The sequence below is a fragment of the candidate division KSB1 bacterium genome (assembly GCA_034521575.1).
Lineage (GTDB): Bacteria > Zhuqueibacterota > Zhuqueibacteria > Residuimicrobiales > Krinioviventaceae > JAXHMJ01.
In genome coordinates this window covers 1,255,162-1,275,758 of record JAXHMJ010000005.1, presented here as the reverse complement: position 1 = coordinate 1,275,758, position 20,597 = coordinate 1,255,162, and the positions used below count along the sequence as shown (strand labels likewise).

Here is a 20,597-nt window from a genome sequence, read left to right as displayed (position 1 = left end):
CTAAAACTCGCTGCGAGTCGTCAGGGCCAAGTCCAACCCCGCGTTCGCATATCGACCTTCACTGCGTTCAGGTCGAATGCAACGCTTATTCGTTAGGGCTGCCTTACTGCTTGATCGATTAAGTTAATGAAGAAATTATTTCGATTTGCAGCATCACATAAATCTTCATTGGTTTTCAGTGTTCTTTTTCTTTTTTTGATTTTGATTTATCTTTTATTAAATCAAGTATCCTTATATTCAATGTATCATTGCTTGATTTTACTCCCATTGTGGGATTGATGGAATTCAAAAAAATACCGGGATCGACGGAAGGATCGACGGCGATTATCATATCTGGATCAATCGAGTCATCAACGATAATGGCAAAATCTGGATCAATATCATACTTATTTTTGTTGGGCATTTTCTTAGGCATTTCGAAACTTACAACTATCTCATCATGTTCCAGAGTGGTGGGGGAGAGCAAAAAAGTAATTTCTGTTGGTTTATCCTCTTTGACTTGGATATCAGTAATTGAAATTGATTTATAACCAATTAGATTACATTCAAGGTTGTATGTGCCTGTATCTAATCCCGTGATTTGATATTCTCCATCAGAATTTGAAGATGCCCCAAATAACGTGTTAGTCACAATTATGTTCGCTCCTGGAAGTTTCTCACCGCTTTCAAGTTTAATAACAGTCCCTTTGATAATCCCACTTTGGTCTTGACTAAAAAGCTTATTCTGTGTTAACTGTACAATCATCAATAGAGCTAGAAATAAACGAGATAATCTTCACTGATAACGTCCTTTTTTTGTGTGAATATTTTAAAATGATTCGAATTCTTTGATGAATTGTACAGCCCTAACGATTGAACTGTGCCGCCCGGCTTTTTGGGTCGGCACCAGTGATTTGTTAGCCAATTTACTACTGATATATTTCGGCTAACCCAATTAGATGGTCAATAAACATCGTTGCGTTGCTATAGGCTGTGTCCCAGTCAGTCCCTTGATGCTCCGGGTCGTGCCCAATTTCGATATACATCCAAAAATTATCGAGCTTAAAAACCAAATTACGAGCTTTTTTTACGAATTCAATTAAGTCTATGAATTCTTCCTTTACCAAAACGGTTGGGAGGTCATGCGCGATACGATTTCTCATATCTCTCATTTTTATGATCTGATCGACATCATCAAGCGTAATTGCTTCATAATGCTCAGCTAAATATTTTGCACTTGCTATTAATGGGCTATCGTGTCGAGTTAATACATCTTTTTCGTAATCATCGGAATATTTGTCGCCGCCATATCCAAAACCGACTAAAAATGAAAATTTTGTTCTCGGTAAAACCATTGATTTTATAATTTCATATGAGGATAGAATGATACTAGTTGCCAGAAGCCTGGATTTGATCTCTTGAGGTTTAAGTGAATTCAGAGGTTCAGTATGGCTATTATCTACCACTATATCCCTTTATCGATGGCTAACCAGTAAGTATACAGTTTCTTATGCGCATTCAAAAGAAACTATTGAAATTTAGTTATAAAATCAATAAAAATCATTGCTTTTATCAAATAAATTTCTTATCACTCTTGAATGCTAAACATATCGTTTAGCACTGCAACTGTAATGATAAACGGAAAAAGGGGGCGTTATGCAAAATATTTCTGAATCTATCAGAAAACGTTATTTTGAATATTTAAAAAATAATAAAATAACAGTTGATAAAATTCCGTCTTTTCTAAAGTGGCTGCAATATTACCTCGATTTTTGCGGTAAATTCAGGCTTTTTAATTTTCATGCAGTCAACCGGTTTTTCCCTATCCATTCAGAAAAAGTTTGTGCAATTCTAAACCACAATTCTTATATTAGATAAATTGAAAAACGTCTCAACGTTGTACTTGAATACCCCTGGCAGTAAAGGAAACAATCCCATGAAACGCAAACCCGCCCCGAACGGCAAATTGATGAATACGGAACGATTAACGAATCTGCGCAAACTCTCATTGGTGCTGCTGCGCATGATCATCGGCTGGCATTTTCTTTATGAAGGCGTGTCGAAAATCCTGATCCCGGACTGGAGCGCAGCGCCCTATCTGCAGCAGTCCCGCTGGATTTTCGCTGATCTGTTTCACGCCATGGCGGCGAACGCCCAGGTGCTGCAGATTGTGGATATTCTCAATATGGCCGGACTCGTGCTTATCGGTCTGGCGCTGCTGCTGGGCGTTTTTTCACGCGCCGCTGGTCTGTTCGGCATCGCGATGCTGCTGTTGTATTATGCAGCGAATCCACCGTTTATCGGCACGGATTTTGGTGTGGCCAAAGAAGGGCATTATCTGTTCATCAATAAAAATGTGGTAGAGATGGCCGGACTGCTGCTGATTGCCCTGTTTCCCACCGATTCGTATTTTGGTATCCGGCGTCTGCTAACTCATATCCAGCATTTATCCAAGCGCCATCATGCGCCAGCGGAATCCTTTTCCGCGGACCGGCGCGGTGTGCTGACCCATCTCTTGACTCTGCCGGTGCTGGGCGGATTTGCCTATGGCGCGGTGAAAAAATACAAATGGGAAAAAGTCAATGCCATCAGCGGCGCCACCATTACGGTGAGCGACTCTCAGATCAAGGATTTAAAAGGCGAACTGCCCAAAGGCAAAATTCGGTGAGCATGAGATCAGCCGTCTGTTTATCGGCGGCAATCTCATCGGCGGCTGGGCGCATTCCCGCGATCTCATTTATGTCTCGTCTCTGTTCAAAGCCTACAACACGGAGAAAAAAGTATTTGAAACCCTGCAGTTGGCTGAAAAAGCCGGAATCAATACCATCAATATCACCCATACCCAATTTCCTCTGATTAATAAATACAAAAGTATCTTTGGCAGTAAGCTGCAGACCATCTCCCAGATTCATCCCACCGCGGATGATATTTACAGTCACGTGGACAAGGTGATCGATGCCGGTGTGGATTTGGTACAGATTCAGGGCAATTGCTGTGACTGGCGGGTGCGCGACGGTGAGATTGATGTGCTGCAGAAATGCATCGACTATATCCAACAGCAGGGCTATACAGCCGGTCTCGGCGCGCATTCCATCCAGGCGATTATGGCCTGCGACCGGGCCGGGATTGAACCGGATTTTTATATGAAAACTCTGCATCATGACCAGTACTGGTCGGCGCATCCCAAAGAAAACCGTATTCCGTTCTCAGTGGACGGCAACCTGTCCGGTGATCATGATCAGTTCCATGACAATATGTTCTGCTTGTTTCCGGGAGAAACCGTCGAGTTTATGCAAAACAAACAAATTCCTCTCATCGGATTCAAGGTGCTCGCCGGCGGCGCCATTCATCCGCAGGATGGATTCCGGTTTGCGTTTGAGAACGGCGCAGATTTTATCTGTGTGGGCATGTTTGATTTTCAAATTGTGGATGACGTCAATATTGCCGTCAATACACTGAACACTCTAAAGAACCGTAAACGCAATTGGTATGCCTGATTCTGAATTTCCAACTTGATCAAATTACAACGGGAGCCTAAAGCTCCCGTTGTTGTTTTAATGACTTTTTCGTTGACCAATCCGTTATTCTGCATGTTCATTCTTAAACGGGAAATGCTGCGCCTATTTGATATAGATCATTTTTTTCATGTCCTGTTTAACGATTCTGGATTCGTCATTCGGGTCGCTCACCATTAGCGAATAAAAATACACACCGTCGCAGAGATCATGGGGTGTCCAGTTGACTTTATGCAAACCGGCATCCAGCGTTCGGTTGATCAGTTTGTCCACCTGTTGTCCCAATGTATTGTAAACTTTTAACGAGGCATGGGCTGTTTGTGCTAGGGTGAATCGGATCACTGTAGATGGATTAAAAGGATTCGGATAATTCTGATGCAACGCGAATTGATCTGCTGTGGCCGGATTTTCATCCTCAACGGCACTGGGATCATTCACCCGAAAGCTGATATTTTTTACAAACTGAGCGCCGATCTGTGGCGTAAATGTAATAAAATACAAATAACTGCCGGGCTCAAGCTTTTCCGTATTGATTTGTATGTCGATTTTTTGTGAATCCTGCGCCTGAATCCGAAAGCAGGAAGGCGTCAGCATGACAACGCTTGTATCAGAGGTCGGATTCCGGTAAAATCCACGCAGGGAAATTTGTATCGAATCAGACAACGCGCCGCTGTTGTACAGCGTCCAGCCTGATGTGTCAACGGTTCCACCTATGTCCAGGTCGCCCAGATTTATATTGGCATCCGGGTCCGGTTTGAATTCAGGGAGATTGCGCAAAACATCGACTTGAATGGCATAGATATAGGTGTCGCTGCATCCGAAATACAAGATGCCGTCTTGTAGTTCAGGGGAGGAAAAGACCTTGTCCGGCAGGCGCAGTTTGGCCAGTTTTTCACCGGTTCGTTTGTCAAGTGCATAGACAGAACCGCCGCCGTCGGCGTATGCAGCTCCTGTGACCACATAGACGCAGGAATCATCGTACACCGGTGCGGCAAATATGTTTTGATCCACTCCGGTCTCCCAAAGCACTGTCCCGGTGGCAGCGTCAAACGCACGCACGAGGTGCTGATCCGAGGTACCCATATACAGAACATCGTCATCCAGTACAGGACCGCCCACAATCCATTGTTTTGTCGGACTGCTGAATTTCCATTGTTTGGAACCGTCAGTGGTGCGGAATGAATATAACGCACTACCGCGTCCGCCTGTAAAGACGGCATTGATTCCAGATCACCGGATGCGCGGTAAATCTGAGCGCCGCTATGCCAGACCCGTTCAGGATACGTGTTGTATTCCCATATTTTTTCACCGCTGGACCGGCTGTACGCATACATGACACCGTGATAATCACCGAAAAACAGCGTGTCTCCGGATACGGCCGGAGTGGTGCGAATGATATTTTTCCCTTTGGTTTGGATGCGATAGACTTTTTCGCCGGTTAAAAGCTCTACGCCGATCACCAGACCGTCCACGCTTCCAATGTACACGATGCTGTCGACGATCACGGGAGATGAGTGATAATAATCCCAGTTGTCAAAGGTATTATTGGCTGCGGTTGGAGCCAGAGGGAATTCCCATTTCAGGTCGCCGTAGCGGCTGAATGCGTATAATTGATTGCCGCTTTCGACACAGACCCAGTCGCCGCATACTGCCGCATCGGATCGGATACCGGATCTTGGTTTGATACTGCCATTTTACCTTGCCGGTGCCTGCGTCCAGCGCATAAAAATTCTGGTCCAGACCGCCGATGTACAGGGTGCTGTCAACAAGCGTGGGCGAGGCGTTGATACCTTTTGCGGTTTTGAATGTCCAAGTAAAAGCCGAGGTGTTGCCGTCGGCTGCCTGAATACCGGTTTCCGCGACAGGAGTTAAAAATAACGCGGTTACAATTACTGCAATCAGGATATGTATTGTTTTCATGATTCCTCCGAATTTGGGTTGAATATAATTGTGAATTCGCGGCCAAGATAGCCATTTCACAGTATATATTCGACCGGATGAACCCGGAGTGCATCGAGCCGGACGTTTTATTTATGCTTTGGAGAGGCGGCGGTACTGGGAAGGGGTCATGCCTGTGGATTTTTTAAAAAAATGATTGAATGATGATTTGCTGTTGAATCCAACCGAATACAGCGTCTCGAGAATAGTGCTGTGCCGGGCGGATGGGTCGGAGAACATGCTGATGGCCTCCTGAATTCGGTAGCTGTTGATAAATTCGTAAAAGTTCTGGTTCAGGGTGCGGTTCAATACCTCGGATAATGAACGCAGCGGGATATGTGTCATCTCGGACAGATGTTCAAATGTCAGATCTGGATTCAAATAGGTAAAGTGCAGCAGAAACGGAACAAAATGCAGAGCATCCGTTTTTCTCATCCTGTGTTCTTTGAATACCAAAGCGCGCGTGTAAAGATACAAGAGCGGCCCCCATAATATAGTAAAGGAACTGCCGAAAATGAACAAGTGCGGGAAATGCTGGAAAAAGAAATCATAATGACGAAACGCCAGCATGTTGCTGATGCACAGCGCTTTGGCGCCGAGGAACAGGGCCAGAAACAGATTCGCATGGTTGCGCTTTTTATACTCGATGGATAAAAACGGAACAAACGATAACAACTGAAAAAACAGCACGAACAGCAATATGTCCAGAAAATCAACTGTCATATAAAATAATTGTTTTGGCATGGGGAATTATTTGGATATGAATTTATCAAAAAAAATGTAAAATTCAAATCTGTTTTAAAAAAAAGAAAAAATTGAGAGGAGACAAGCCATCAGGTTGTGTAAAAATCTAAAAGTCGAACAAGCGTCAAGCCGTCTGTTTTGTAAACTGAATGATTAGGATTCAAACTCCCGCTGTAACGACTCGTAGCACAGCAAAATCAGCTGTACTACGAGATTGAACTGCTAAATAAAGTCGAGCAGCTGAAATACTTTTTATGAATCATCACTCCAAATAATATGGCTTTTCCTTCTGGAGTTTCAGACTTTTGACTTTTAGACCCAACGACCTTTGACCTTACGATTTGCCCAAATGATCCGCAGCCAGATACATGACCTTGTTGAATTGCGCATTCACCAGACTTTGTTCCCGGGACAGCGGAAACGGGTCTTCATGACTGTAAGGGAACGGCGCGTCCAGGGTTTTGCATATCCATAAGGATTTGCCGTGCCTGCCCTGTCCGGTTGTCCGCACATGCTGCGGCGGGATCACTTTGTCATGTTTTAGCGGAACGGCCATGATGCGTTTGCCGATCTGTTTAAAGCGGTTGCGGCGCACGGCAACTTGCATGCGTTCGTCGTGCAGCAGGCTTTTGAAATATTTGAATGCATCAATTTGCGTATCAAACAGGCTGGCGCTGTTCTCCTGGTCAAGTAATTTTCCGTAAAATTCATTGATGGACGCGAATGCGTTGCGGTCCATGATGGCTCGGGACACCGGATTCATCAGATTGAGAGAAGCGCCGCCGGCAAACATGAACAGGCGGCTGTCAGAAAATAACTTTTTCGGATCGCTCATCAATAAAACCTGCCCCAGCATGGCGCCGATGGAATAGGCAAAGAAATCAATGCTGGCGTCAGAGGAAATCTGCGGGTATTTTCCCGCCCGGATTTTTTTCGTCAGCTTCTGAATGTCGTGGAATGTTTGCAGCCCGGAGAGCAGAAAGCGTTCCGGCGCAAACTGTAGACGGTGACTGATGGCGGCGTTGGCAAACGAGATCTCGGAGGCGTCCGGGAACAGCTCCCGGCGTTCTTTGGCGACCCGGGACATCAAACGCGGATCGCTCCAGGCTTTGGGGGTGCGGTCCATGTGAAAGGCGGTGGGGAACAGCAGCACGCTTTTGCCGGTCAGTGCGACCAGAGACCGCGCCCAGGGCAGGTATTTGTCCCAGGATTTCTCGTTCAAACCATGCAGCAGGATAATTATATCACGGGCCGGCTCCGCATCCGGTGTGAATAAACTGAAATGAAAATGCCGGTTCTCGTCCACTTGAGTGTCCGGGGCCTGCAGGGTGTTGAAAATATACTTGTTCGAATACTGATTTTGCGACAGGTAATAGCGAAGCAGCGCCTGAAAAACATGATCCCGGTTGTCCAGCCGGTGTCCGGCCGCGGGAGTTGATTTATGTTCAGAATCAAATGGAATATGCAAAATTTTGCTGCCGTTTTTTAACGTTTGTTCCGAGTTTGATCGGTCAAAGGTGCGTCGTAAATAATCAAATTCTTCTGAATGCGGATGCATTGACGATGAGGGACGCTGCATCACGAAAAAAGGGATTTTGTATCCAGTGGGCATCAGTCTACGCATGTGAAGCTCCTTTCGAATCCGGTCGTTTCTGGTTCTGGGATTGCAGTTGATTGATTTCTTTGCGTTTGCGCTTTAATAATTCTTCCCAGCGCTGGATGCCCTGTTTGTACTGTTCTATCTTTTCAAACAGGGCGTCGATCTCATGCTGCCAGGCCTGGATTTGTGCGGCAGCGGTGGATTTGCTGATAGCCTCAAGATGGCCCTGCATGCGTACCGCTAATTCACGGAAATAATCGGATATTTCTTTGATCTCTTCGAGTGAATAGCCGAATAACTGCAGATCTTTGATCAATTGACATAGATACACCCAGTGTTCACTGTACAGGCGGAAACCGCCCTCACTGCGCATATCCGGTTCAATAATACCGATGGTTTCCCAGTATTTCAGGGTACGCGGACTCGCATCCACGCGTTGCGCCAGGGTTCCAACGGTTAGAAATGACGCATCTGCAGGTACCGCCGGTTTCTGTTCTGCCTGCGGCAAGCCGATTTTGCGTATAATTTTCTGAATATCAGACAACTCATAGCCCATATCCAACAGACCTTTGATTTTTTCGATCTGTTCCAGTAAACGGTGAGAATAAACCGGCTGTTTGTCATCCGTATATCCGACCGGCTGCAGCAATTTAAAGGACTGCCACGCCTTTAGTTGTTCGGGTGTCACCCCGGTCTTGTTCATGATTTCCTGCCGGGTGTATATATTGTTCTGCAAAACGAACCTCAACGTTTAAGATTAGTAAAAGTATACGTGAACGTATAGAATATAAGATAATAGCGCCCAAGTGTCAAGAAGTATTTTGCATTTTTTGCTTAAAATCAGCAAAGGTTTTGATCAATGCATTTCTTGATCGACAGGCGGAATGGCTTGAATTTTATCAAAAAAATATGCATATTCAAAAAATAAAGATGATGAAAAATTACGGGATAACATGATGAGATTTGTTTTTTTGCTGATGCTTTTCGCTGCTGTTCTGATTGCCCGGGAGCCGGATACGGCACGCTATGAGACCCGAGTGAATTTTTGGGGTGAAGAAAAAGAAATACTCACCTTTGATGTCAAAGAGTTTCCACATGTGCGTGATCCAGAGGCTTATGATCCGGAATTTCATGTCCCGCCGGTTCGGCAGGATACCACGGGCACCTGCTGGTGTTTTTCCGCTATTTCTTTTCTGGAATCCGAACTGGAGCGCCTGGGACGCGGTAAAGTGGAATTGTCCCGTATGTATATCGTGTATTGGGAATATGTGGAAAAAGTGCGTGAATATTTCCGAACGCATGGGGAATCGCTGGTGGCGGAAGGCTCGCAGCACAATGCGGTCATCGAACGCATCAAACAATACGGAACGGTGCGGGAACAGGATTACAGCGGATTGGTCGGAGTGCAGACGGTCTATGATCATGCCGATCTGATTGATGAGATCAGTGATTATCTGGATTATGTGAAACGGAATGCGCTCTGGAACGAAGACCAGGGTGTTGCCAATGTGCGCATGATCCTGAATCGTCATTTGGGTGTGCCGCCGCAAACCATTAACGTGGACGACCGTGAGGTAACACCGAAAGAATATGCGAGCGAGATTTTGCAAATACCGCTGAATGACTATGTGGCTCTGATTTCGTTCAAATACGCTCCGTTCTGGGAGATGGCCGAATATCGGGTGCCTGACAATTATTGGCACAGCAAAGACTATTACAATGTCCCTCTAGATGTGTTTTACAACAGTTTGAAAGCAGCGATTCGAAACGGATATACGGCGGCCATCGCCGGAGATGTTTCGGAACCGGGCAAATACGGCTGGCATGATATCGCGGTTGTCCCGAGTTTTGATATTCCATCGGCGTTTATCGATCAGAGCGCCCGGGAATTGCGCTTTTACAATGAATCCAGCACAGATGATCATGGTGTGCATCTGATCGGTTACAAACGATACCAGGGAGAAGACTGGTTTCTGATCAAAGACTCGGCTTCCAGTGCCTGGCGTGGAGAGTTTAACGGTTACCATTTTTTTCACGGCGATTATATAAAACTAAAAATACTCGCTTATATGGTTCACAGAGACGCTGTTCAAGACGTGTTGGCAGAGTTTGAATCATGATAAACGTCGTACAGGCAAGATTCAGGAATTGTTCTTTGGTGATTAGCGGGAAATGGTTGTAAACTTGATCGAATCCGGTGACACATAGAGGTGAAACGTTGCATTTGTTCCATCCTTGTCAGAGTCATGTCTGCCGACACCTTCAAGGATGAGTAACTTTATTTCTTTCGAATCGATAGAGTAGCTGCCGTTATCATTGGTAAACACCGTGCCGGTAAAAGGGGGGTTGGGCACCACATCGCCCATTGTGATGTTACTGAAATCCTGTTCACCGCCGCTCATGAATTCCGGTTTGGTAAAATAAGAGCGTGCTTTGTAACCCATATCCAGGAGGTCACTGACCACCCGGTCCGCATTGGCTGATGCGATATTGCTTCCAACCAGAAAAATGCCGATCACTGCGGCAATGCCTACCAGAATAACCGTTAGCACAATTAAGAGTAGTTGCATTTGTCCCATTTTGCTACCCCAAGATGTTAATATTTATCCAATGTAAACAATTGTAATAAAATTTACTTAAAATTTTCACAGAAAGCAAGTTTTTCTTTTAATAATAGCACGTTTTGTGCCAAAAGTGTGGAAAAAAGGAGGAAAAAGCACACAGGTTCCCTGTGTGCTTTTTTAGATTCAGGATTGGGGCTCCAGACCTACAAGTTCATCATAGGCGGCGGCGATAATGGCGAAGGACAGGGGAATGGAAAAAACCAGGCCTACGCCGAGCGCCAGAGCGCCAAGCAGGTTGATACCCAACAGTACTAGAGTCAGCAATACAAATTCCAGCAGATATTGAGAAACTGTTTTTCGGCTGGCTTCCATTGCTGACCAGAAATCAAGGTTTTTTTCAGCAATAAACGCCGGTGTGAGCATGTATAATGCGATGATAATAAAGCCGGGAATAATGCACAGCAAAAATCCGATAAAAGAAAAAACGGTAATCAGAATGCTCGAAAGCACAGCGGCCACAAAAAAGGTGAATCCCTGTCCAATGTCCCCGATGCGGACGGTTTCACCGCGCATCTTTTTAAAGCAGGCCAGAAATATGCCGACCTGCAGCGGTCCCAGAAACAGGAATTCTCCGACCAGACTGCTGCTGGTGACGATGACAATGACCAGGTATATCAGTCCCATAATAACAAACGTGCCCGTATCAGATGTGAACAGGTCCCAGCCTTTATGAAACCAGTCGCTGACACTGACATTTCTTGAGTTACTGCAGTGTTTTTATCTCCAGTCATAGGTCCTCCTTTCAGATGCTGTCTATCGATAATTCACCGAGACCGGTGGTGATGATCAGGTACAGGGATTTTTCCGCTGTTCGATAATTTTTTGAATAGTAATACTGACCCTCTTTATTAAACCAGTCGTCGATATTGATTTCCGCCACAATAAATGTTTTGGATACGCGCAATTTCGCACCCGGTTCTTCCGGTACTGTGATATGAGTTTCACCGAGGTCCAGATCAATCCGGGCCATCACTTTTTCCAACAAATCGCCGCTAAAATCCACGTTCAGCTCCCCGATCCCGCTGTTGATCTCTGCTTCTTCAAATCGGGCATTGCCCAGATTTAAAAGATTGACTTCACCGACTTTGCAATTGACGTCAAAGCTTTTCATGAGCTCACGGTTGGGTTTGGAAAACTCGATGGCGGTTTCTCCGGCCCAGTTTCTCAATTCAAACCCGGTTAAATGAATTTCACCGAATTTAAACTCTATCTCTCCGGCCTTGATATTGGCATCGATTTCCACTTTAACGCCGGTTGGTATGTCAATTTTGACGCTGGGTGCTTTGCCTTTATTGTTTTTCATTTTCCAGAAATCGCTGTCTGTCGATACGTGCAAGGTGCCGCGTTCCGGGTTAAACTGCACATCCACATCACAGTTTTCTTTCGAGTATTCGATATAGACCTGACATTGATTGACTGAGGCATGCGAGCGCACCTCCAGTTCGGCTCCGTCAATATCCAGCTCCAGTGAGAGATGATCTTTGATTACAAAGGTGTCTTGGTATTCGATCATGGAAAAGGCTGTGCTCGTTCGGGCGGTCAGCATTAAAAAACATGCGAGAATGATGGTACTCAACTGTTTCATAATATCACCTTTCTATAAATCTAATTTAATATACGTAATCATTGGTTAAAAGTAACACAGGTTTCCAAATTTTAAAACGTTTTACAAATTCTGAATGTCACATAGAAATCACTGCCGCGTTTATCAAGGCGCCGGGCTATGTTAATGCGAAAGGTGTTATCAGATGCAGCCAGGCCGATTCCCGCATCGGTTTTCATATCTTTCCAGGTTAACCGGTCAAAGGTGTCCCGGGGATCGATATTATTGGCATCAGTTAGAGAACCTTTGTCAGGCATCCAACCGTTGGCATAACGGCGATTGTCTTCGTTGGCAAACCAGGCGAGGCCGGTATCCAGGAACAGAATAATATCAAAGTCAAACACTTTCACTTTACTGGCATTCATACGATATTCGATATTACCGAGCAGCATCCGGTCTCCTGTAAATTCCTTGAATTTATAACCTCGAAGTGTAGAAATACCGCCGAGATCGAATAGATACAGGGGGGGCAGCAGTCCGCTTGAGGTTGCACCGCGCACCCGGATGGATAAAACCTCATCCCAGCTAAGAGGCTGATAGCGCCGGATATCCAGGATATAGCGTTCAAAACTGATATTATCACCGATGTCGTCCGCCGTTTTTTCAGCCAGACCGTTGATCATCCAGCCGCGCGTCGGCGTCTGCGGATCATCACGGGTATCCAGTGTCAATTCAGCTTTTATGCTTTTGATCAGCATGCTTGCGTTTTTACCTTTCTGAACAACGAGTCCCGGAGGAAGAGCGGACGGGTTTTCACGAAAATTGCGTTTTCCGCCGAACAGGGCCCAGTTGGTATGATTGTTAATATTGTAAAACTCATCTTCATAATAACCCAGCTTGAGCAGAGTGCGGCGGCCCAACGTTTGACCGGCGTAAATGCCGAATCCCGAACGGATATAATAATCGCGGTAATCCGATTTGAACAATCCGGCAGCCAGAGCATTTTCATGATCGCAGTTCAGCCATGCATCCTGGGTGGCGGTATAATCATGCAGAGCAATGCCCATTCCAAAGCGGTGGTCGGACTGAGTCCAGCGTTCCAGCGCCAGTTTATACTGCCAGTCTTTGCTGGCAAAGGAATATCCGCCCCATCCGAGTATGGCGTATCGATGATTTTCTTCAGCCCACCAGCCGCGCTGGGGCAGGGAATACCCGATGGTCAGGCCGTCTACGCGATTGTAATCAGCATACATCGGTTCATGATCGTCGTCCAGCCAGTCGCGTTTGTTGGTGTAAGGTTCATCGTCCCGGCGCCGGATGACCTCATGATCTTTTGCTTCGCCTGCTTCCAACGGCACAGTGGTCTTTACAATGTCCCCGCGTATAATCGAGCCGTCGCGGTTCCATAATTTACCGTTTACGATGACAATGTCACCCTCAACAAGCGCCTGCCGTCCCAGTTCGACATCCGCAAATACGGCCAGCACGTCGCCCTGAACGCGTCCCTGAATGTTCAATGTACCGGATACGATAAACAGATGTCCGGTTATGGTTTCATCCGTCTTGATTTCGGCATCGCCGTTGAATCTCATCAATTCATCCGCATCACCGAGATATTTTTTCTGCATCCGTTCGGCCACATCCTGCTTTGCATCGGACAGACCGGAATAAAACGCATCATCAGATGCAAAAACTAGGTTCATGAAAAATAGAGTCAATAGAATAATGACCGCGCTTGTAAACCAAAGTGTGTATAAGGTTCCTCTTGGATTGTTCGTATGCATGTCTTACCTCGTCTGTTCGTTTGTTGATCAGAATACAGGCAATCCCTGTGCCAGTTTTACAGAACAGAACGTCGGTGCATAAAAATTATATAAGTATAATATAAACAGTATTTAAAAATGATGGCGTTTATAAGCTAAAGGATATGTTTATTTTTGCAGATTGCAGGTGTAGGAAAATTACACAGTGAAAAAGACACAGCCGGTAGATATTTTACACATCTGTTTTGCGCAGAATCTGCAGCAGTGATCTCATATCTTCGGGGATGGGAGCTTCAAAGCGCATATCCCGGCCGGTGACCGGATGCACCAGAGCGAGGGTGCGCGCGTGCAGCATTTGCCGTTTGTACTGTTTAAACAGCTTGTTGACAAACTGGACCTGGCTGTGGTTCAGCTGATTCAGCTGTTTGCCGCGCCCGCCGTAATTCGAATCCGAAAATACCGGATGTCCCAAATGCATCATATGCACGCGGATCTGATGGGTTTGGCCGGTTCTCCAGGTTCAGCTGAATGTAAGAGGTGAGGGCCATGTGTTCAAGGATTTTGAAATGCGTCACAGCGTGTTTGCCCGACTCGTCAACGCGCATTTTGATACGCGTTTTTTTATCCCGCCCGATTGCTGCCTTTACGGTGCCGTTTTCCTGCATCACGTGGCCCCAGACAATGGCCCGGTATTCTCGCTCCATTTTCCGGGCGGACAGCTGTTTGGCCAAACCGACATGCGTTACATCATTTTTGGCAATGACCAGACAACCGGAAGTGTCTTTATCCAGACGGTGCACCAGACCGGGCCGCATGCTGCCGCCCACATCCGACAGGTTGTTGCAGTGATAGAGCAGTGCATTCACCAGGGTGCCTGTCATGTTACCGTACGCCGGATGCACCACCATGCCGGGCGGTTTGTTCACCACCAGCAGATGTTCATCCTCATACAGGAGGTCCAGGGGGATATTTTCTGCCTGCAGGTTCAAAGGCGGCGGCGGCGGAAAATGCACCACGATCTCATCTCCGGGGCGCAGCGCAAATCCGGCCTTGCAGTTCTCACCGTTTACAAACACATGTCCTTCATCAATCAGGCGCTTTAATTTGGCCCGTGTAACGGAGGTCAGCTTTTCAGACAGAAATCTATCAAGCCGTTCCTTTTGCGTCTGCTCGGGAACGGTAAATATCATGGTTTGATTATGAGCGTCCATAGTGTATCAAGAGTGAGCTGGAGTTCGAACGGCCGCCCCCCCTGTCAGGGGATTGCAGCCGCTCATGATTCAATCGGTACCAAAAGACCGGTCGCCGAAATCTCCCAGTCCGGGCACAATGTATTTTTTGATCGTTAAGATGCGAATCCAGTGCGGCTGTATAAATTTTGATATCCGGATAATGATTCGCAATCAATTCGCAGCCCTCCGGAGCGGCTACGATGCAGATGATCTCAATGTCAGAGGCGCCCTTGTCATAGAGAGCGCTGATTGTACTCAGCAGCGACCCCCCTGTGGCCAGCATGGGATCCAGAATAATGGTTTTCTTTTTGGACAAATGCTCTGGAAATTTCTGATAATATTCCCGGGCTATGGCGGTTTCTTCATCCCGCTCCAGTCCGATAAAGCCCGCCGTTGCCCAGGGCACAAACTGCTGAGCGGCGAACAGCATGGCCAGCCCCGCACGCAGGACCGGAACCAGGATAATATTGTCCTTGATGATGTGCCCGGTCATATCCGTGAGCGGAGTGGATACGGTTTTCTCTTTAACCGCGAGGCTGCGCGTGGCCTCTGCAAACAGTATATTGGTGACGATTTGCGTGCGTTGCTTAAAGTCCGCGGTCAGTGTTGAACGGTCCCGTAAAATGGTTAATGAATGTTCAGATAACGGGTGTTCCACACAGATAACGTTCTTCATCAGCGCTCTCCAGGTTTTAGGGTCGGTTTCAGACAGCTTTCAGCGGATCAGATTCTGCACGCAGTCCCGATTGATCCACAGCGACCACGGTATATCGAAAAGATGATTCGTATGTACCGGGATCAGTGAACTGAAACGGCGTTTTACTCACCTGCGGTTGATGTAGTGACTTCGCCGAGTTTTTCGCCGTTGCGCCAGATTTCATAGTGATCCAGAGGATGCTGCCCGGCAAATGCCGTATCCCATTTCAGCGAACACCCTTGCCTTGAATGATAAACCGCGCCGGGATTTTGGGGAGCGCTCAGAGGAACGTATTCTCTCTGGAAGTAATTGGTTTTGCTGCCTTTGATTTGCTTGGTTCGCTGTTCAAGTATCGCGCGTTCTTCTTCAGTCATGCCGTCCGGTGCAACCTGGGCTGCGGCGTAATTCTGCTGCAGCTGGCATTTGGCGGGGTCATCACTGATCTGACCGATGCCGATGATTGCCGTGTGCACACCCGGGGTCGTCAGAGCATAGCGGACCAGCGGAGCGCTTTCAAGTTCGGAAGAACCCACCGTGCGCACCACGTGTTTGGGTTCTCTGGACCAGTGAGCGCCTTTGCTGTACATGGCGCCGTCGGCAAACACTTTCATGCCGATAATACCCATGTTTTTCGCTGATGCGATGGGCAGCAGATTATTTTGCATATTAAAATAAAACTTGTCGTTTGAATTCACGGCCACCAATACGGCGTCCAGAACGTTCTCCGTGTCCCGCTGTATCAATTCCATCATCACCGGTGGAGAATAATGCCCGGAAAATCCGATATGTCGAACCAGTTTTTCCTCTTTGGGATTCAGTCCTGTTAAATTGCTGCCGTCGCGGTAATCGCGCAGCGCTGCCAGAGCCCCGATCTGTTCGGCTGATGCATCGGTATCATAAAGTCCGGTATAAACGGCTTCCACGTCGTTCATGCTGGTTACGCTGTGCAGCAGGATCATATCCAGATAGGCGCCTTTGGGATATCCACCTTCGCCGTCTCCGAATATCTGGCTCAGACTGCGTTTCAGATCATCCACGGCGCCGGTTCCGTCGCCGTTGCTCCAGTTGTTGACGTTTTCCAGAGAACTGCTGCCTTTGCCCATGCGCAGATGGGTTTTGCTGGTTAGAAATATGGATCGGCGCAGGGATTCATTATATCCGGCTTTACCGGGAATCATATCCAACTGCGTAAAGGCTTTACCGTAATTGCTTTGGCTGGGTCCATACAAGTTGGAAGTATCATAATAATTGACGCCGAGATCAAACGCTTTTAGAATGATAGGCACCGGATCTACATCAGACGGGGTCCATTGCAGCGAAGCCTGTCCGCCCAGTCCCAGGGTGGTGACTTTATGATTCAGCCGGCCGAATGAACGTGTCATGGGCTTTGGTCTTGAATTCCCGCAATGAATATAGGGAAATGCGGCGATCCCGGCTCCGACCGCGGGCAGAGTCTTGATAAACGTGCGGCGTTTGATTGAAGAATTTGATTTTTTATCCATGCCTGTTCTCCTTTTTTATTAAACAACAGGACATACCCGGACTGTATTCCTTGTTCTGCACAGGTTTGGGTTGTATTTGATGCCGGAAACCCATATGTTAGGGGGTATTATAATCATTTTATCCGAAAAATCCAGACAAAAAAAGGATGCGATGCGAAAAATCTTGATTTTATTATGCGTATTGGGTTCTGCATCGGCTGCACCGTTTGAATCGAACACTGAGACCGACCTCGCTTTGGGAGCAGCGGGATTGACATCGGGCGTTGTGTCTTTGTTTGTACAATCGCAACTGCCTGCATTGACTGAAACAGAGATTCAGCAGCTGAAAGTACAGGACATTCATCGTTTGGACCGCCCCGCGGTTTGGATGCACAGCGAAAAGGCCGTCGAATGGAGCGATTATTTGCTGTTCAGTTGTGCTGCTTTGCCCCTTTTGAGTCTGGCGCATACGGATATGCGCGGCGACGCCGGTACGCTGGCGCTGATGTATGCGGAAACGGCTGTGCTCACTGCCGGTGTGACGAATTTGACCAAAGTTCTGGTCCGGCGGACTCGACCCTATGTCTATTTTCCCGATCGTCCAATACAACATAAATTGGAAAAAGATGCCCGTAAATCATTTTTTTCCGGTCACACTTCATTGGCCTTTGCGACGGCAACCTATACAGCAACGGTGACAAGCGAGTATTTAACGGACAACACTCAAAGAACAGGGGTATGGGGCGGTTGTATGGCGCTGGCGTCTTCCGTAGCGGTCTGCCGGGTTTTAGGCGGCAGACATTTTCCCACGGATGTCATTGCCGGGGCTCTGGCCGGCGGACTCATCGGCTATGTTGTCCCGGCATTGCATCGTCAGAACGGCGAAAAAACAGCACAAACGCCGCTATTGCGTGTTTCGTTCCGCTGGTGATGTGGCTGTATTGTATTTTTCCTTTTTTTAAAAAAGAGCAATATCGATTGTGCAAGTTGATTGCGACATTAATTCCCCCTGGGGGGATTAATGTCATAATCACGGTGCGTTCTCCGACTGTTTGAGAGACAATCAACCCAGTACAGAGATCCAAATTGGTTGTCATACGGATTTTGATTGTTGAGGGTCCTGATTTGAAACGGATTTTATTTTCCTATTATAACGGAATTCAATCAATGGAATGGCTATGGGCAGTATAAAATAAAAGAATCCCGCCAGTACATTGATGCCGGAGGGAGCCAGCCAGGCAAACAGGGTGGAGGCCAGTCCGGTCGCAGCAGCAATGGTCCAGCCGGTGATTTCCGAGTTTGTCATAATAATCTCCGGTTCAGTAAGATTTAATGCTGAACGGACTGCTTTGGCGCGTGCATACAGAAATCCCATCATTCCGGTCATGGCAAAAAGGCCCAGACCGTAAATGATAAACAATCCGACGAGTTCCTGTTGGGTTTGCAATAAAAAACGCGACGGCAGCCATCCGCCGCTGATCCAGTTGAACAACGCCGAAAACATGAGACGAAGCGGATAGACATAAACCAGTAGGACAAATATCAATCCAATGCTTATCAGTACTGTTTTACTGTCTTCCAGACCGTAGCGTCGACTCCAGTTCCGATGTCCGGTCCAGAACAGCATGATTATGAGGAAACTGAGTAAAAATGCGGGGATTTCTTTTAACGCACTGATCAGTTCCGGGTAATTGCCCGGGATCTCGCCTCCTGCAATCACCAGCATGGTAGTAGCAAACGCAAATGCTGCATCCATGAACGTCTCCAGGCGCGTCATTTCCATGCCCCGCAGCCGGAATCCGTGTTCATACTGTTGGTTGTCTGGTTTTTCTGGCATAGGAATATCCTCTTGATTACGCGTTTATTGTACACAAACATCCGGGTGATGAGAAACAATTGATTGCATGAATATTGAATGCATAATGGATTCAATGGTTTAATACTATTTTTGTGCAATTTTTTGTTTCAGCATGTTGGTGGTTTTATTGTCAGAATTCGAATCCAGGATTTTCTCTTTAACTATTTTCACCTTTTTTTTAACTCGCCGGTGCGGAAACAGGCATAAGCTAAAAAGGCATGCGCCTCATTCGAATTCGGCTACACGTGAATGGTGTATTAAAGCAGACGAGTGGCATTGTTATTTTTTCGCCTTTCGACTGGTTTTCAGGTTGAACACGTATTTGTGACATAAAAATAGTAATCAAACGGTTTATTTACAAGAGAATAAAGAGGATTGTTGAGAAAGAAAAGGGCTCATCCGGCCTGGTCTGCACTCTTTGCATGACTGCAAAGCTCCCTTCCTGTGTGCCAAACCTAAAGCCGGTTGAACCCTGTTCAATAAATCTATAAAGTTATTTACAAATATTTATCCTGATTTGCAATACGGCCCCGGGAGTATTTTTTAATATTTTTTGGATTGAATTGCAGAAACCTTTTGCATTTATCGCTGTTTTTTTGTTTCTTATTTTTTAACTAAAAGGTTTTCGATCAATGGGAAACGCTTGTTATATATCCTTAAAAGCGGAGGAACGATATGGGAGCATCTGAGAGAAACACATCCACACGCCGCGGATTCATCAAGCAAAGTCTTGCATGGACAGCCGGAGCGGCGGCTGCATCCGGATTCTATAGCCGGGCATCGGCTGGTGAAGGTCAAGCTTTTAAACTCAAGTATGCGCCGGGTTTGAACATGTTCAAAGAACACGCCGGACCGAATCCGATTGATAATATCAAGTTTATCCATGACCATGGGTTCCGGGCGGTATTTGATAACGGTTTGATGAACAAACCCCCCGCCCTGCAGGAAAAAATTACCGCCGCATTGCAAAACCGCGGCATGGACCTGGGCCCGTTTGTACTCTATGCGGATTTCGAGGTGAAATCTTTTGTTACCCGGGATACGGAAATTCGGGATATGCTGATGAAAAAGATGCGCCGGGGCGTGGAAACCGCAAAACGGGTTGGTGCCAAATGGGCGCTGGTGGTTCCGGGGCGCTTTGATGAGGGCCTGGAATGGGATTATCAGACCGCTAATGTGATTGACAATCTGAAATTTTGCTGTGACATTTTGGAACCGGCCGGTCTGGTGATGGTGATTGAACCCTTGAACGCCTGGACCAATCATCCCGGATTGTTTCTGACAAAAATTCCCCAGGCGTATATGATCTGCAAGGCGGTCAACAGTCCATCCTGCAAGATCGTCAATGATATCTATCATCAGCAGATCACCGAAGGCAACCTGATTCCCAATATCGATATGGCCTGGGAAGAAATTGCCGCGTTTCATCTGGGTGATAATCCGGGACGCAAAGAACCCACGACCGGAGAAATCAATTACAAGAATATATTCAAACATCTATATGAAAAGGGCTGTCAGGCTGTGCTGTGCATGGAGCATGGCAAAAGTCTGCAGGGTAAAAAAGGTGAACAGGCTGTCATTCAGGCCTATCGGGAATGTGATCATTTTTCAATTGGAGGTTGA

At 46.7% G+C, this 20,597-nt stretch carries 21 protein-coding genes; 5 read left to right on the top strand and 16 right to left on the bottom strand.

Going from position 1 to position 20,597, the window contains the following annotated elements; all coding sequences use genetic code 11:
• Nucleotides 1–175 precede the first annotated feature (175 nt).
• Nucleotides 176–745, bottom strand: a complete 570-nt coding sequence (locus tag U5R06_18785) for a carboxypeptidase-like regulatory domain-containing protein (protein MDZ7724789.1) — start codon at nt 743–745, stop codon at nt 176–178.
• A gap of 163 nt (nt 746–908) precedes the next feature.
• The gene (locus U5R06_18780; GenBank protein MDZ7724788.1) at nt 909–1,445 is read right to left on the bottom strand and encodes a hypothetical protein; all 537 of its coding nucleotides are present in this window, start codon (nt 1,443–1,445) and stop codon (nt 909–911) included.
• 470 nt (nt 1,446–1,915) lie between these two features.
• On the opposite strand from U5R06_18780, the gene U5R06_18775 reads away from it, so the two are divergent.
• Together U5R06_18775 and U5R06_18770 are read left to right on the top strand one after the other, a co-directional pair.
• Nucleotides 1,916–2,647 carry a DoxX family membrane protein gene (locus U5R06_18775; GenBank protein MDZ7724787.1) on the top strand — a complete coding sequence of 244 codons (732 nt, stop codon included), beginning with the start codon at nt 1,916–1,918 and terminating at the stop codon, nt 2,645–2,647.
• Between the two features lie 130 nt (nt 2,648–2,777).
• Entirely contained in the window at nt 2,778–3,476 is a 699-nt protein-coding gene (locus tag U5R06_18770; GenBank protein MDZ7724786.1) for a hypothetical protein, read from the top strand.
• A gap of 123 nt (nt 3,477–3,599) precedes the next feature.
• Here the strand turns inward: U5R06_18770 and U5R06_18765 are convergent, their stop codons facing one another.
• From U5R06_18765 to U5R06_18745, 5 genes are all read right to left on the bottom strand, one after another.
• Nucleotides 3,600–4,718 (bottom strand): PQQ-binding-like beta-propeller repeat protein, encoded by a 1,119-nt coding sequence (locus U5R06_18765; protein MDZ7724785.1) that lies wholly within the window; start codon nt 4,716–4,718, stop codon nt 3,600–3,602.
• Between the two features lie 318 nt (nt 4,719–5,036).
• Entirely contained in the window at nt 5,037–5,414 is a 378-nt protein-coding gene (locus U5R06_18760; GenBank protein ID MDZ7724784.1) for a PQQ-binding-like beta-propeller repeat protein, read from the bottom strand.
• A gap of 111 nt (nt 5,415–5,525) precedes the next feature.
• Nucleotides 5,526–6,176 carry a helix-turn-helix domain-containing protein gene (locus U5R06_18755; protein MDZ7724783.1) on the bottom strand — a complete coding sequence of 217 codons (651 nt, stop codon included), beginning with the start codon at nt 6,174–6,176 and terminating at the stop codon, nt 5,526–5,528.
• 334 nt (nt 6,177–6,510) lie between these two features.
• Nucleotides 6,511–7,800, bottom strand: a complete 1,290-nt coding sequence (locus U5R06_18750; protein MDZ7724782.1) for a DUF6051 family protein — start codon at nt 7,798–7,800, stop codon at nt 6,511–6,513.
• Nucleotides 7,793–8,512 (bottom strand): MerR family transcriptional regulator, encoded by a 720-nt coding sequence (locus U5R06_18745; GenBank protein ID MDZ7724781.1) that lies wholly within the window; start codon nt 8,510–8,512, stop codon nt 7,793–7,795. Before U5R06_18745 ends, U5R06_18750 begins: the two co-directional genes overlap by 8 nt.
• Nucleotides 8,513–8,729: 217 nt before the next feature.
• Between U5R06_18745 and U5R06_18740 the strand changes: the two genes are divergently transcribed.
• Entirely contained in the window at nt 8,730–9,896 is a 1,167-nt protein-coding gene (locus U5R06_18740; GenBank protein MDZ7724780.1) for a peptidase C1, read from the top strand.
• Nucleotides 9,897–9,938: 42 nt separating this feature from the next.
• On the opposite strand, the gene U5R06_18735 is transcribed toward U5R06_18740, so the two are convergent.
• From U5R06_18735 to U5R06_18700, 8 genes are all read right to left on the bottom strand, one after another.
• Nucleotides 9,939–10,346: a hypothetical protein gene (locus tag U5R06_18735; protein MDZ7724779.1), complete on the bottom strand. Its 408-nt coding sequence runs from the start codon at nt 10,344–10,346 to the stop codon at nt 9,939–9,941.
• A 177-nt stretch (nt 10,347–10,523) separates the two neighbouring features.
• Nucleotides 10,524–11,024 carry a hypothetical protein gene (locus U5R06_18730; protein ID MDZ7724778.1) on the bottom strand — a complete coding sequence of 167 codons (501 nt, stop codon included), beginning with the start codon at nt 11,022–11,024 and terminating at the stop codon, nt 10,524–10,526.
• A 118-nt stretch (nt 11,025–11,142) separates the two neighbouring features.
• Nucleotides 11,143–11,985, bottom strand: a complete 843-nt coding sequence (locus U5R06_18725) for a LiaF-related protein (GenBank protein MDZ7724777.1) — start codon at nt 11,983–11,985, stop codon at nt 11,143–11,145.
• Between the two features lie 71 nt (nt 11,986–12,056).
• Nucleotides 12,057–13,646 (bottom strand): BamA/TamA family outer membrane protein, encoded by a 1,590-nt coding sequence (locus U5R06_18720; GenBank protein MDZ7724776.1) that lies wholly within the window; start codon nt 13,644–13,646, stop codon nt 12,057–12,059.
• 292 nt (nt 13,647–13,938) lie between these two features.
• Complete coding sequence (locus U5R06_18715) at nt 13,939–14,061, bottom strand: hypothetical protein (protein ID MDZ7724775.1); 123 nt, start codon at nt 14,059–14,061, stop codon at nt 13,939–13,941.
• A 16-nt stretch (nt 14,062–14,077) separates the two neighbouring features.
• Nucleotides 14,078–14,917 (bottom strand): RluA family pseudouridine synthase, encoded by an 840-nt coding sequence (locus U5R06_18710; GenBank protein ID MDZ7724774.1) that lies wholly within the window; start codon nt 14,915–14,917, stop codon nt 14,078–14,080.
• Nucleotides 14,904–15,614 carry a uracil phosphoribosyltransferase gene (gene upp, locus U5R06_18705; protein ID MDZ7724773.1) on the bottom strand — a complete coding sequence of 237 codons (711 nt, stop codon included), beginning with the start codon at nt 15,612–15,614 and terminating at the stop codon, nt 14,904–14,906. The genes U5R06_18710 and upp overlap by 14 nt, the downstream gene beginning before the upstream one ends.
• Nucleotides 15,615–15,757: 143 nt before the next feature.
• Entirely contained in the window at nt 15,758–17,137 is a 1,380-nt protein-coding gene (locus U5R06_18700) for an aldo/keto reductase (GenBank protein MDZ7724772.1), read from the bottom strand.
• Nucleotides 17,138–17,288: 151 nt separating this feature from the next.
• Between U5R06_18700 and U5R06_18695 the strand changes: the two genes are divergently transcribed.
• Nucleotides 17,289–18,047, top strand: coding sequence for a phosphatase PAP2 family protein (locus U5R06_18695; protein ID MDZ7724771.1), 759 nt, complete (start codon nt 17,289–17,291; stop codon nt 18,045–18,047).
• Between the two features lie 162 nt (nt 18,048–18,209).
• Here the strand turns inward: U5R06_18695 and U5R06_18690 are convergent, their stop codons facing one another.
• Entirely contained in the window at nt 18,210–18,953 is a 744-nt protein-coding gene (locus tag U5R06_18690) for a TMEM175 family protein (GenBank protein MDZ7724770.1), read from the bottom strand.
• A 696-nt stretch (nt 18,954–19,649) separates the two neighbouring features.
• Here U5R06_18690 and U5R06_18685 point away from each other — a divergent pair.
• Nucleotides 19,650–20,597 (top strand): TIM barrel protein, encoded by a 948-nt coding sequence (locus tag U5R06_18685; GenBank protein ID MDZ7724769.1) that lies wholly within the window; start codon nt 19,650–19,652, stop codon nt 20,595–20,597.

Excerpts from the sequence above, each read along its gene's own strand:
- U5R06_18755 (MDZ7724783.1), bottom strand. The coding sequence starts at position 6,176 with ATGCCAAAACAATTATTTTATATGACAGTTGATTTTCTGGACATATTG.
- upp (MDZ7724773.1), bottom strand. The coding sequence starts at position 15,614 with ATGAAGAACGTTATCTGTGTGGAACACCCGTTATCTGAACATTCATTA.
- U5R06_18760 (MDZ7724784.1), bottom strand. The coding sequence starts at position 5,414 with ATGAAAACAATACATATCCTGATTGCAGTAATTGTAACCGCGTTATTT.
- U5R06_18785 (MDZ7724789.1), bottom strand. The coding sequence starts at position 745 with ATGATTGTACAGTTAACACAGAATAAGCTTTTTAGTCAAGACCAAAGT.
- U5R06_18710 (MDZ7724774.1), bottom strand. The coding sequence starts at position 14,917 with ATGGACGCTCATAATCAAACCATGATATTTACCGTTCCCGAGCAGACG.
- U5R06_18735 (MDZ7724779.1), bottom strand. The coding sequence starts at position 10,346 with ATGCAACTACTCTTAATTGTGCTAACGGTTATTCTGGTAGGCATTGCC.
- U5R06_18715 (MDZ7724775.1), bottom strand. The coding sequence starts at position 14,061 with ATGCTGCACGCGCGCACCCTCGCTCTGGTGCATCCGGTCACCGGCCGG.
- U5R06_18690 (MDZ7724770.1), bottom strand. The coding sequence starts at position 18,953 with ATGCCAGAAAAACCAGACAACCAACAGTATGAACACGGATTCCGGCTG.
- U5R06_18720 (MDZ7724776.1), bottom strand. The coding sequence starts at position 13,646 with ATGAACCTAGTTTTTGCATCTGATGATGCGTTTTATTCCGGTCTGTCC.
- U5R06_18740 (MDZ7724780.1), top strand. The coding sequence starts at position 8,730 with ATGATGAGATTTGTTTTTTTGCTGATGCTTTTCGCTGCTGTTCTGATT.
- U5R06_18775 (MDZ7724787.1), top strand. The coding sequence starts at position 1,916 with ATGAAACGCAAACCCGCCCCGAACGGCAAATTGATGAATACGGAACGA.
- U5R06_18725 (MDZ7724777.1), bottom strand. The coding sequence starts at position 11,985 with ATGAAACAGTTGAGTACCATCATTCTCGCATGTTTTTTAATGCTGACC.
- U5R06_18750 (MDZ7724782.1), bottom strand. The coding sequence starts at position 7,800 with ATGCGTAGACTGATGCCCACTGGATACAAAATCCCTTTTTTCGTGATG.
- U5R06_18730 (MDZ7724778.1), bottom strand. The coding sequence starts at position 11,024 with ATGGGACTGATATACCTGGTCATTGTCATCGTCACCAGCAGCAGTCTG.
- U5R06_18685 (MDZ7724769.1), top strand. The coding sequence starts at position 19,650 with ATGGGAGCATCTGAGAGAAACACATCCACACGCCGCGGATTCATCAAG.
- U5R06_18700 (MDZ7724772.1), bottom strand. The coding sequence starts at position 17,137 with ATGGATAAAAAATCAAATTCTTCAATCAAACGCCGCACGTTTATCAAG.
- U5R06_18695 (MDZ7724771.1), top strand. The coding sequence starts at position 17,289 with ATGCGAAAAATCTTGATTTTATTATGCGTATTGGGTTCTGCATCGGCT.